A 12,098-nucleotide genomic window follows, 5' to 3' on the forward strand; every position below is an offset into this window, starting at 1 on the left:
TATTGGTTTTATGTAGTTTATAAAAGTTTTAACAAAGGTAGATAATCTCCAAATATAAATTGTATATTTGACCTCCAAAAAAATCATAAAAGATGGATTTATATTCCTATGTTTCAATAGAATCCTTTGTTCGCGGATGCAAAGAGCCGAAAACGCCGGGAACATTCACCCTGCGTGTCCCTAATTTGCTATATGCCAAGCCGGACGAAATAACCGGATACGGTTTATCCCTGCTCCGCCGTTCGATCGTGTTGCATGAGGAGCAAAATGGTATCAAACAAGAGTTTAGTAAACAAAATATTCCTTTTTTCCGGGAGAACCGCCGGATGCTTATCGGGCCGGAGATCGAGATGTACGCCCTTTCCCTTTACCAGAACCCGGAGATCCCTTCCGGTATGGAGGAAAAGAAGGCTTCCTGTTTGCGGTTGGCTTTCGATTACGGGGCGTTGGGAGAGTATAGTTTGTCGGAGGATAAATATTTGCTCCGCTGCAAATACAATGAGGAGGAGAACCTGAACGCGTTTGTCTCTCAGATGGGGCAGGAGTATGACAAATTCTTTTACGATGAAGAGCATACCGGGTTCAAGCGGGATTCACGTTTCTTCTCGATGCTTTGCAATGCTTGTCTGGAAGTGCGGGAACCCCGTTGGGCTTCCGAACAGGAATGGCGGCTCGTGCAATTTTGCGATCCGGTAGAAGCCGGGTATGATTTTATGGGAGGTAACCTGATTCCTTATGTGGATTATGCGATCCCGTTCGAATGTCTCCACCGGATCGCTTTGGCGGACCTGACGGAGAACAGTTTGACATATAGTGCCCTGGCGGGATTCCTACAGAGTATAGGGTTGGCTCCCGACCGTTATTTGGAAGGGATGTTGGAGGAGTAATTAATGTTGATTAACGTTGTTTCGCTAAACTATTCAGGGGATGGAAGTGTTCACAATTCAAAGCGAAAGAATAATTTGGCTTTCTGAAAAAGTGGTGAGGAATAATATTATATCAAATAAGTGAGGTGCTATGACTAAGAATGATGTTGTTTCAGAGGCTGGTCAGATCTGGTCTTTGTTATCAGAAAGAAAAATTTTGTCAGTGAAGAGGATTGGGGAAATGACTCACTATCATGAGTCTTTAGTCTGTTTGGCTTTAGGATGGTTAGTAAAGGAAAATAAAGTCCGTCTGTTTGAAAAAAGCGGCGTATTGCATGCTGAGCTGAATATTTCGATTCCTGAAATGTATTATTAGACAGATCGGATTGATAAAAGCGATTTGCTCCGTGTAGTTCTCGTTTGCTCATCATGATCCCGCTTACGTTCGCTTTGATGTCGACGAGCGGGGAAAACGATTCCTGCTAATGCTTTATTTCTATATAAGAATGTTTCAACTTTTTTCTTTACGTGAAAATTTATTTTCATGCCGAAGAAAATTTATTTTCATGCTGGAGAAAATTTATTTTCATGCAAAGGAAACTAAATTTTCCCTGTGAGGAACTTTCTGCTGCGTTTGTGCTTTTTCTTCTTTCTTCAGCAGCCTTTCCTGCCACTCCGAAGAGTGAGGGATGTGGCGGTTACGGGCGAAAAGCGGAAGAGGTCATAAATCCCCGGTTATTCGGTAAGTTGTTAGCTATTTCATCCTTAGTGTGATAGCTTTTTGCATACGATTTAATTTATTGCGTTAAAGAGCGGAATACTAACATTTTCTTTAAATAAAATGGAAAGTTTAGCTATTGTGCTATAATTACTTTTCGTATCTTCACCGAAAAATAATTATTGGTTTTACGTTTTTTTAATTATTAAGTTGCTGGAAATATGGTAATAGCTTATTTAAGAGTAGGAACTTCAAACAAAGAGCTTCTGGAAGAACAGAAAGATGAGATTAAACGCTATGCTTCGGATCATAATATAAATATCGATAAGTGGATTACGGATGTCACTGTCGATAAAGGGAAGGAAGATGAACGTAATCTTGCTATGGTACTGGATCGTATGCAAAAAGGCGACAGCCTGGTTTTGTCGGATATTTCCCGCCTGGGACGAACTTTGTCGGAAGTCATGGAGATTATGGGGCGCTGCATGGAAAAAAGCGTTCAGATCTATAGTATAAAGGATCGGTATATCCTGGACCAAACATTGGACCTGCCGGTTATGGGAAGTGTGTTCAGACTGGTGAAGGAGATCGAACACAGTTTGATGTCCACCCGTACCAAAGAGGCCTTGAGTCATAAAAAGAGCACAGGAGGCCCGTTAGGCCGTCCGAAAGGATCGGCGGCCAAACAGTCTTTCCTGGATGCGAATAAAGAAGAGGTGATCAGTATGCTGGAACGCGGGGACACCGTTATGGAGATTTGTAAACGTTTTAATGTTTCCAGGAATACCTATTATATGTTCAAACGGAATTACGGACTCTAAAACCAGTCCTCGAACTTGATCCGGGATCTCATCCTACACTGATAATCGATATTTAGGATTACGAGGTCGGATCAAGTTCGTCATGACAAAACAGAATTTTGTTTGTTTTTATTCGAGTTCCACAACCGTAATGCCAGCACCTCCGAACTGGACATGTTCGTCATGATACTGGTGGACGCCTGGAACGGTGTGCAGGTAATCGCGTATCAACTGGCGAAGTATGCCTGTCCCGGTTCCGTGCAGGATACGGATGCGGGCAGCACCTACCTGTATGGCATCGTCCACAAAGTAAGTAACGGCCTGTAAGGCTTCGTCTCCTCTCATTCCTCTGACATCTATCTCCTGCTTGAAGTTCAATTTCTTTTCATGCATATCGTCTGCTGTCTGGACGCTGACGAAAGTGCTTTTCTGGATCTCTTTCTTGATCTGGCCTTTGCTGACCTTCTCCAATTGTTCCAGCTTGACCGTACTCTTGATCATGCCGAATGCCACGACTGCCTGCTTTCCCTGAACTTCCATAACGGTTCCGGCAGAGACCTGTCCTTTGAGGCGGACGTTGTCGCCAGCTTCTATGACGTCGCGGTTGAAGATTTGTTTGGAGGCCGGCGCGTTTTGTTTCTGCTTTTTACGTTCTTTGCGTTCCTGTAACTTTGCCATTTTGCGGGCGATCTTGTCGTCCTCTTCTTCGGCTGCTATCACAGATGCCTTGAATTCTTCCAGCGCTTTGCGGGCGAGCTTGGTCTGTTCCTTTTCCGCCTGTGCCTCTTTGATTTCGCGGATCGTGTTTTCGATCTTTGCGTTGGCTTCGGAAAGGATGCGCTGTGCTTCTTCCTTGGCGTTACGCATGATCTCTTTCCGTTGTTTGTTTACGGCTTCCAGGTCCTGCTCGTAGCGGGCGGTAATATCTTCCAACTTCTTTTCCTGTTGGCGGATATTCTGCCGCTTGCTTTCCCAATAGCGTTTGTCGCGAACGATATCCTGGAGGTATTTATCCATGTTGATATAGTCGGAGCCGACATTGGCCGACGCATCGGCTATGACATCCTCCGGCAGGCCGATCTTCCGGGCGATCTCGACGGCAAAGGAACTTCCCGGATTGCCGATCGACAGCTTAAAGAGCGGTTGCATCAGGTGTCGGTCATAGAGCATGGCGCCGTTGACGATCCCTTCCGTGTCTTCCGCGAAATGCTTCAGGTTCTGGTAGTGAGTCGTGATAACGCCGTAGCTGTGATTCCGGTTGAAACGGTCCAGCAGGGCTTCGGCAATCGCACCGCCGATCTGGGGTTCCGTACCGCTTCCGAACTCATCGATTAGGATTAAAGTCTTGCTGTTGCAATTCTTGACGAAAAACTTCATGTTCGTCAGGTGTGAACTGTAGGTACTCAGGTCGTTTTCGATACTTTGTTCGTCTCCAATGTCGATAAACAGGTTTTCGAATAATCCCGTCTTCGAACTTTCATATACCGGGATCAACAGGCCGCATTGCAACATATATTGCAGCAAGCCGACCGTTTTCAGGCAAACGGATTTACCACCTGCATTCGGCCCGGAGATAATCAGCAGACGCTTTTTCTCTTCCAAGAGAATATCCAGCGGGACGATCTGCTTGTTTTGTTTCTGTAACGAAAGGAAGAGCAGGGGATGTGCGGCGCGAATCCAGTCGATCTGCTGTTTGTCCTCAACAACCGGCTTGATTCCGTTTATCTGCTCGGCAAACAACGCTTTGGCACGGATGAAGTCGATCTCGGCCAGGAACTCGTAGGACTGCAGGATGTCGGGTACTAACGGACGGACGAAATTTGTAAATTCCGTCAGGATCTTCATGATCTCCCGGCGTTCGTCACCCTCCAGTTCACGGATGCGGTTGTTTGCCTCCACGACTACTTCCGGCTCGATGAAAACGGTCTTGCCGCTGGCCGATTCATCGTGCACGATCCCTTTGATCTTCCGTTTGAAAGCTGGAGCGACCGGGATCATCAGGCGCCCGTCGCGCATGGTGGGAGTAATATCCTTATCTACTACGCCTTCCGATTGTGCGGCACGTAATATTGATTGCAAGCTGCGGGAGATGCCGCTCATGGTGGCCGTGATCTCTTTTCGTATCTGCGCCAGGGCAGGAGAGGCATTGTCTTTCACCCGCCCGAACTTATCGAGGATCGCGTCGATCTTCCCGACCAGTTGCGGGAATACCAGGATATCGCCGGCAAGAGCGGTCAATGCCGGATATTTGATATCTTCTCCCTCTTCCAGGGAAGGGCGGAAGAAACGGATAATATCGTTGATTGTCTGGAGCGAACGTTTCAGGTCGAATAGCTCTTTTTCATCCAGCCAGGTTCCTTCGGGGCGTATCCGCTTCAACGAATAACGCACATCGAAAAAATAACTGGCGGGAAATTCGTCTTCTCCATGCAGGATGCGGACAAACTCATCGGTCTGTTCCAGACGTTGGGTTACGGTTTGATAATTGCCAGAGAACTCCATCTCTGCTACCCGCTCTTCTCCGAGCGGGCTTAAACATTTTTCTGAAATTAAACGGCGGACTTTATCGAAGCCCGTTTTCTGTTCGAAATTTTGCGGGTATATCACTTTCTTGTAGATGCTTTATTTTACTTCGACCGTCACAGACCGGCGAATGGTCGGACGGACGATGATTTCCATTTTGTTCTTACCCCTTTTGATATCGAACGTACAGGCATTGTTTCCGGACGGGTTGATATACGGGGCGTAATAATATAAATATGAGTAGGCTGCTTTATTTCCGGATTTCTGGATCGCATCGGCTACCTGCGGGTATTTGAATGTATCCCAGAACATACAACGTTTGAAACCGTTGACATCCGTAAACCGGGTTTTCGGATCGCGGTATTTCATCGTGTTGGTAATAAATCCTTTGTAAGCCGCGGAGAACTCTTCTGCCGTGTGATTCATTTTTTTGTCGTTGATTTTCTCTACAATATCACGTGGGCGTAGGCCGGCTGCATAGGCAGGCGAGTTTTTATCGACGTCGGCTACCTGTTCCATACGGTCGATATCGTAACTCAGCCCCGTATAGTTGTAGGTTTTCTGATTGACTTTGAACGGCACGTTACGCTGATATTTGACGTACGGATATTGCATGCACATCAACGGCGCATGGATACGGGCATATTCATCTAAGCGGTATGAGTCTTCCAACAGTTCGTTTGCTTCGCATTCCCACAAGATGCGGCCCGGTACGTCACGCTGGTCGATCAGGCGGAAACCGAACTGGAGCAGGTACTCCGCTTCCGCTTCTGCAGACATCGAGTTCAGGAACGGGAATGTCTCCATTTTGCTGTGATTGAAGTTGTAGCGATAGATTGGCTCTTTTTCGACCAGGATCTTGTTCGCTCCTTTATAGTTCGGATTCTTATCGAAGAAATAGAAGGTCTGTACTATGATGTCGGGACGGTCTGTGTCGACTGTCATTCCTTTCTTGGTCAACTCCTTTTCGATGCTTTCGTTGATGGCCGTTTCCAGTTTGCTGTTATTTTCGTCTATGGCAGAGAAGGCGAAAGTTTTGAACTTTCCGAAATCTACAGGATCGGCTGTTACGGTAGTCTTGAACGGACAGACAAATTCCCGTTCGCTGGTCGTTTCGAGGCTGTACATCGAAAAAGCGGTGGCCAGTTGTTCTTCGGTAATCGCATTCCCTTTTTTGCATTCTTTTTTGACAAGCACCTGCTTAGCCGGGGTTGCCAGATTGCCGATCGTCAGCAATACCTCGTTTTTTCCGGCGGGATTCAACATTTCACCGATCTCTTCCGGGGAAATATCTGTCGTTTGCACACCATCGATAGCGATGATGATATCGCTTGTTTTAACACCTGCAAGCTCTGCCGGCGAGTAAGGGATGACACTGGTAATAACCGGTTTGCCTTTTCCCCAGTGGTCGCTTTGACTAATATCGTATGTAATTCCTAATCGGCAGATATTCCGGTTTTGGGCAAAACCGGTAAGAAATGCAAATAGCAGTAAAACTGACAAAATCGCTCTCTTCATAATTAATTCCTTATTGTTTTATTAATCTTATATTTTGTACTATGACAATAAATCATCTTTTACTACACAAAGGTAAAGATATTTTCGTTCTGTAAGAACAGTTGGCAGTATATTTGATGTTATATTGGTGATTGATATCGACAAGAATAGTGCCGACAGACAGGCCGTATGACCGATATTAGTATGATATCTTATTGACAATTAGATAGTAATGAAAATATATAATTGATTATGAACAAGATGAATTTTAATAGTAAGAAGGAAACTGCTGACAAAAAAGAACGCCAGGGTGCTGATGAAGCGACAAAATTGCAGAACGAACAAGTAAATGCGGCAGAAGAAAATGCCGCATCTGACAATGTGACGGATGAAGGTTCGGAACAGAAGGAGCTGGAAGAACTTAAGAAGAAGTATGACGAACTGAACGATTCCCACCTGCGCCTGATGGCCGAGTTCGACAACTACCGTAAACGTACATTGCGCGAAAAGTCCGAACTGATCAAGAACGGTGGCGAAAGTGCTTTGACCCACCTGCTCCCTGTCGTCGATGACTTCGAACGCGCTTTGCAGAATATCCGTTCGGCTGAAGATATAAAGGCCGTTACGGAGGGAGTGGAACTTATCTATTCGAAATTCATGTCTTACCTGTCTCATCAGAATGTAAAACCGATCGAAACTGTCGGCGAACCGTTTGATGCTGAAACGTCTGAAGCCGTCGCCATGATTCCCGCACCGGAACCCGATATGAAGGGCAAGGTTCTGGATTGTGTACAGACCGGTTATTCTTTGAACGATAAGGTGATTCGCCACGCTAAAGTCGTGGTTGGCGAATAATACGACAGGATAATGAGCAAATAACAACAGACAGATACGAAGATGGCTAAAAGAGATTATTACGAAGTGCTGGGCGTCGAGAAGACCGCCTCGGTAGAAGAAATAAAGAAAGCTTACCGTAAGAAGGCGATTCAGTTCCACCCTGACAAGAATCCGGGTGACAAGCAGGCTGAAGAGAACTTTAAGGAAGCTGCTGAAGCGTACGACGTGCTGAGCGATCCTCAGAAGCGTCAGCGTTATGATCAGTTCGGTCATGCCGGAGTGGGAGGTGCTTCACAGGGTGGTGGCTTTGGCGGAGGAATGTCTATGGACGATATTTTCTCCCAGTTTGGAGACATCTTTGGCGGACATTTCGGTGGTTTTGGCGGGTTTAGCGGTTTTGGCGGCGGTTCACGTGGCGGTCGCCGGGTAAATCGTGGTTCGGATTTGCGTGTGAAAGTAAAATTGAACCTGAAAGAGATCGCTACCGGAGTCGAGAAGAAGATTAAGGTTAAGAAATATGTGACCTGTTCCAAATGCCACGGCAGCGGGGCGGAGGACGATCACAGTTCCAAGACTTGTGAAACTTGTCACGGCAGCGGTGTAGTCACCCGTATCGCCAATACGATTTTAGGACAGATGCAGACACAGACAACCTGTCCGACCTGTGGCGGTGAAGGAAAGATTATCACCAAGAAATGTAGCGAGTGTAACGGTGAAGGAATTGTGCGTGACGACGAAGTGATCACGATCAATATTCCGGCCGGTGTGGCAGAAGGCATGCAGCTTTCCATGAGTGGAAAGGGGAATGCGGCCCGTCATGGAGGCATTAACGGTGATTTGCTGATCCTGGTCGAAGAAGAACCGCATCCGGAACTGATACGTGACGAGAACGACATTCTGTATAACCTGCTGCTGAGTGTGCCTCAGGCGGCTTTGGGCGGCACGGTTGAAGTTCCGACCATCGACGGTAAGGCTAAAGTCAAGATCGAGCCGGGGACCCAGCCGGGTAAAGTGCTACGTTTGCGGAACAAAGGACTGCCGTCTATCAATAGCTATGGAACGGGAGACCTGCTTGTAAACGTAAGCGTATATATTCCGGAAACGTTGTCCGCGTCAGAGAAGGATATCATGAACGGTCTGGAAAACTCTCCTAATTTCCAACCGAAGAAATCTGTTAAGGAGAAGATTTTCGATAAGTTCAGACATATGTTCGATTAACATTCTGTGGCGTTTGGAAATAAAAAAGGCTGTGTCAAGGATTGCGACACAGCCCTTTTTATTTCCGCCATACGGATTAGCTTCCGGTCGTAAGTGGAAAAGGCCTTGTTTCAAAACACCGGTGTTTTATGCCAGGACTGTCACTGCAATCGCTTAAACTTGCTTTCCCATTTGATAGGCTTCTTCCATGGCAGGTTTACCGTTGATCTCTCCTTTGTGCCAAACGCCTAATCCGAACACGGTTCCTTTTATTACGGGATTTTCCAGACAGTCCAGGAATCCCTGGAAAGTGTCGATCGTGCGGAGCATTTTTTCCCGGTCGTCTTCGGCTGCCGTTACGATGAAATAAAATTCCTTGCCGTTCATCTCCGTGTATCTTCCGCAACAACGGTCTATCAGTGTTTTCATTTGGGCGCTCATCGTGTAGAAATAGACAGGGGTGCCCATTACGATTAAATCGGCATTCACCATTTTTTCGATGATCTCTGCCGCGTCGTCTTTTTGAGGGCACGGTTTCTGGTACAGGCTGCATGTGCTGCATCCCGTACAGTAATGGATTGTTTTGTCTCTCAGGAAAATCTTTTCCACTTCATGATTACTTTCTATCGCACCACGCATAAATTCGTCACAGAGTGTGTCTGAGTTGCCGCCGCGCCGGGGACTGGATGATAAGATCAATACTTTTTTTGCCATACTTGTATATTAGTTTAAATCGCTATTAAAAATGTTCCGGAGGAACGGATACAAAGTTACTGTGACGGGCTGGTTAGAATTGTATATGAATTACAGGGATAAATACCATTTTTACAGGATAAGGAGACGTATATCCCAATTCCCGGTCAACCAATGAAAATCTGAATTAGAACAGGAAACCGAGTGAAAAGCTCATTATGTTTGTCCGTTTTTCAATGCTGAGAGCTCCTTTTTGGTTGGCTTCGGTCTTACCTATCTCTCGGAAATCGGAAGCAACCTCATTCAAGCCGAATTCATAGCTGAAGTCAAGAAACAGGCGCCAGATACTGACTCCCAGTCCGGCGGCTATGCTGATCCCGAAAGGCGTGTTGTCATCTTCAAACTCTCGGGGCCTGTCCGTCATATCCGTGCTGTAGCGCGTCTTGTAATTGTATTTGATATTGGGACCGAACATCATGCTTAACGCATAGGGACCTTCTTTCACCAGATAATAACCGACCATCACCGGTACTTCGAGTGTGGCGGACTTATAGGTAATCCGGTTCTTGCCGATAGGCACTTGGGCGTTTGTTCCGCCAGGCAGGCTACTTTCCATCTGTGGTATGTTGAAACGTATGTCGCCTTCCGTATATTGCCACGCCAAACTGGGTTGAATATAGAAACGATCGATATTGACCCGCGCAAACGCGGCTGCCTGATAACCTACCTTATATTGTAGGCGTATATCTTCCATTTCCTGATTGTCTATCGTCAACGATTTGACAATTGGGAATGCGGCATTGACTCCGACTTTTCCTCCCCAGTTGAATGTCTTGTCTTCGATCTTGATAAACTTCTGGGCATCCGCAGGGAAACAGAATGGAAGAATCAGCAATATAAGGTAAATTTTCTTCATGACTATTTTTTCTTTCTGACCGACCAGCCGAACTTACCGACAAAGTCGCCCAATCCATAATATTTGCCATGAGAATAAGCCAGCAGGTCGGCACGCTGCATATCGAACGCTCCCGTTTCCGGATCCAGATATCTGTCGTCGGCCTGTACGTTCACCACGTCGGCGATAAACATATCATGGCTACCTAATGCCATTACTTCTTTTACCCGGCATTCGATACAGAGCGGGCACTCTTCGATGATCGGGGCGCTTACGACCGAGGCTTTTCCCGGCGTCAACTTCATCTCCTCAAACTTGGCATGATCTTTTCCCGAGTTGACACCGCACCAGTCGGTTGCATACGCCAGCTCGCGGGTTGTCAGGTTAATCACAAATTCCATATTCTTTTTCAGGATCGGATAGGAGTGGCGCTCCGGACGGACAGATATATAACACATCGGTGGATTGGTACAGACCGTACCCACCCACGCGACAGTTATAATATTGTATTCCGAAGGCTCAGAGCCGCAACTAACCATTACCGCAGGCAGCGGATAGATCATCGTACCGGGCTTCCAGTCATGCTTCATATCGGATTATTTAACGATAATGTCTTCTTTATTGATCTTGCGTTCGCAATAATGGCATCTGATCGTACCCTTCTCTTTGTCGATTACATCGAAACGGGTCGGCATAGGTTCATTATTGGTGATGCATTTCGGATTGTTGCATTTTACGAGCCCTACCAGTTCGTCCGGTAAGGTAACGGTCTTTTTCTCCACCACTTCGTAATCGCGGATAATGTTCAGGATCACGTTTGGGGCGATCAAGGCGATCCGGTTGATCTCTTCGTCACAGAAGAACTTGTCGGAGATCTTGATCACACCTTTGCAGCTCATTTTATTACTGTGAAAATTGTTACCGATCGTAATCGTATTATTCATGTTCTCCAGCCCCAGTAATTTGGCTACTTTAAACAACTGGCTGGGGGGGATATGATCGATGGCAGTACCATTTTCTAAAGCGGCGACTTGCAATTCTTTTTTCTTTTCTGCTGACATAGCTTTATTAATTGAAATTTGATGATTATAAATTGAAAATTAAGAAACAGGATTCTTAATCTTCAACGGAAATACCCAATACTTCGCAGATAATGGCTTGACGGGCGAACAGTCCGTTACGTGCCTGCTGGATATAGTAGGCTTTCGGATTATCGTCCACATCATAAGCGATTTCGTTCACGCGAGGCAGCGGATGCAGGATGCGCAGGTTCTCGCGGCTGTTTTTCAGCATGTCATTCTTCAGGATATACACATTCTTTACACGTTCGTATTCTTCCAGGTCGGTGAAACGTTCGCGTTGTACACGGGTCATATACAGAATATCCGTCTGGTTGATGATGTCTTCCGTAAATTCGGTATATTCGTTGTATTTGATGCCATGTTTGTCGCAGAAGTTCTTCTGTTCGTCCGGCATGCGGAGTTCGTTCGGTGCGACGAAGTTGAATGTCGGGTTGAAATGAGACATGCCTACGATTAACGAATGCACGGTACGTCCGTATTTCAGGTCGCCTACCATCGTGATGTTGAGGTCGGTCAGCTTGCCTTGTGTCTTTTGGATGGAATAGAGGTCCAGCATGGTTTGGGAAGGATGCTGGTTTGCTCCGTCGCCGGCATTGATGATAGGCACGTCCGTGATCTCCGAAGCATAGCGGGCAGCACCTTCCAGATGGTGGCGCATAATGATAAGATCGACGTAGTTGCTTACCATCAGGATGGTATCTTTCAGTGTTTCGCCTTTGGAGGAACTGGTCGTTGAAGCGTCGGAGAAACCGATCACACGACCACCCAATCGGTTCACCGCAGTCTCAAAGCTCAGGCGTGTGCGGGTGGAAGGTTCGAAGAACAAGGTCGCTGCAACTTTGCCTTCCAGCACTTTACGGTTCGGATTTGCTTCAAACTTCCTGGCGTTATCCAGAATACGAAGAATGTCCTCTTTGGAACATTGATCGATAGAAACTAAACTTTTACTTTTCATTGTTGTGTATATTCTGTCTTATGCCTACAAAAGTA

12 protein-coding genes are annotated in these 12,098 nt (G+C 46.3%); 5 read left to right on the forward strand and 7 right to left on the reverse strand.

Annotated elements, in window-relative coordinates; translation table 11 throughout:
* The first annotated feature begins 92 nt into the window (after nucleotides 1-92).
* The 3 genes from H8S65_RS03180 (at nucleotide 93) to H8S65_RS03190 (ending at nucleotide 2,405) form a co-directional block, all read left to right on the forward strand.
* Nucleotides 93-887 (forward strand): hypothetical protein, encoded by a 795-nt coding sequence (locus H8S65_RS03180; protein WP_186928523.1) that lies wholly within the window; start codon nucleotides 93-95, stop codon nucleotides 885-887.
* A gap of 130 nt (nucleotides 888-1,017) precedes the next feature.
* Nucleotides 1,018-1,242 (forward strand): winged helix-turn-helix domain-containing protein, encoded by a 225-nt coding sequence (locus tag H8S65_RS03185; protein WP_008148574.1) that lies wholly within the window; start codon nucleotides 1,018-1,020, stop codon nucleotides 1,240-1,242.
* Between the two features lie 563 nt (nucleotides 1,243-1,805).
* Nucleotides 1,806-2,405: a recombinase family protein gene (locus H8S65_RS03190; RefSeq protein ID WP_186928524.1), complete on the forward strand. Its 600-nt coding sequence runs from the start codon at nucleotides 1,806-1,808 to the stop codon at nucleotides 2,403-2,405.
* Between the two features lie 108 nt (nucleotides 2,406-2,513).
* On the opposite strand, the gene H8S65_RS03195 is transcribed toward H8S65_RS03190, so the two are convergent.
* Nucleotides 2,514-4,991 (reverse strand): endonuclease MutS2, encoded by a 2,478-nt coding sequence (locus H8S65_RS03195; RefSeq protein ID WP_186928525.1) that lies wholly within the window; start codon nucleotides 4,989-4,991, stop codon nucleotides 2,514-2,516.
* A gap of 15 nt (nucleotides 4,992-5,006) precedes the next feature.
* On the reverse strand, nucleotides 5,007-6,425 hold the full coding sequence (locus tag H8S65_RS03200; RefSeq protein ID WP_186928526.1) for a PDZ domain-containing protein: 1,419 nt from the start codon (nucleotides 6,423-6,425) through the stop codon (nucleotides 5,007-5,009).
* A 231-nt stretch (nucleotides 6,426-6,656) separates the two neighbouring features.
* Between H8S65_RS03200 and H8S65_RS03205 the strand changes: the two genes are divergently transcribed.
* Both H8S65_RS03205 and dnaJ read left to right on the forward strand, forming a co-directional pair.
* Nucleotides 6,657-7,259 carry a nucleotide exchange factor GrpE gene (locus tag H8S65_RS03205; protein WP_186928527.1) on the forward strand — a complete coding sequence of 201 codons (603 nt, stop codon included), beginning with the start codon at nucleotides 6,657-6,659 and terminating at the stop codon, nucleotides 7,257-7,259.
* Nucleotides 7,260-7,301: 42 nt separating this feature from the next.
* Nucleotides 7,302-8,459: a molecular chaperone DnaJ gene (gene dnaJ, locus H8S65_RS03210; protein ID WP_186928528.1), complete on the forward strand. Its 1,158-nt coding sequence runs from the start codon at nucleotides 7,302-7,304 to the stop codon at nucleotides 8,457-8,459.
* Between the two features lie 153 nt (nucleotides 8,460-8,612).
* Here dnaJ and H8S65_RS03215 read toward each other — a convergent pair whose 3' ends face one another.
* The 5 genes from H8S65_RS03215 to pyrB all read right to left on the reverse strand — a co-directional run bounded on the left by H8S65_RS03215 (nucleotide 8,613) and on the right by pyrB (nucleotide 12,063).
* The gene (locus H8S65_RS03215) at nucleotides 8,613-9,152 is read right to left on the reverse strand and encodes a flavodoxin family protein (RefSeq protein ID WP_186928529.1); all 540 of its coding nucleotides are present in this window, start codon (nucleotides 9,150-9,152) and stop codon (nucleotides 8,613-8,615) included.
* 166 nt (nucleotides 9,153-9,318) lie between these two features.
* Nucleotides 9,319-10,047 (reverse strand): porin family protein, encoded by a 729-nt coding sequence (locus tag H8S65_RS03220; protein ID WP_186928530.1) that lies wholly within the window; start codon nucleotides 10,045-10,047, stop codon nucleotides 9,319-9,321.
* A 2-nt stretch (nucleotides 10,048-10,049) separates the two neighbouring features.
* Nucleotides 10,050-10,616, reverse strand: coding sequence for a flavin reductase family protein (locus H8S65_RS03225; protein WP_186928531.1), 567 nt, complete (start codon nucleotides 10,614-10,616; stop codon nucleotides 10,050-10,052).
* A 6-nt stretch (nucleotides 10,617-10,622) separates the two neighbouring features.
* Nucleotides 10,623-11,087, reverse strand: coding sequence for an aspartate carbamoyltransferase regulatory subunit (gene pyrI, locus H8S65_RS03230; protein ID WP_186928532.1), 465 nt, complete (start codon nucleotides 11,085-11,087; stop codon nucleotides 10,623-10,625).
* 55 nt (nucleotides 11,088-11,142) lie between these two features.
* Nucleotides 11,143-12,063, reverse strand: coding sequence for an aspartate carbamoyltransferase (pyrB, locus tag H8S65_RS03235; protein ID WP_186928533.1), 921 nt, complete (start codon nucleotides 12,061-12,063; stop codon nucleotides 11,143-11,145).
* Nucleotides 12,064-12,098 lie beyond the last annotated feature (35 nt).

This window comes from Parabacteroides hominis (genome assembly GCF_014287585.1).
GTDB lineage: Bacteria > Bacteroidota > Bacteroidia > Bacteroidales > Tannerellaceae > Parabacteroides > Parabacteroides hominis.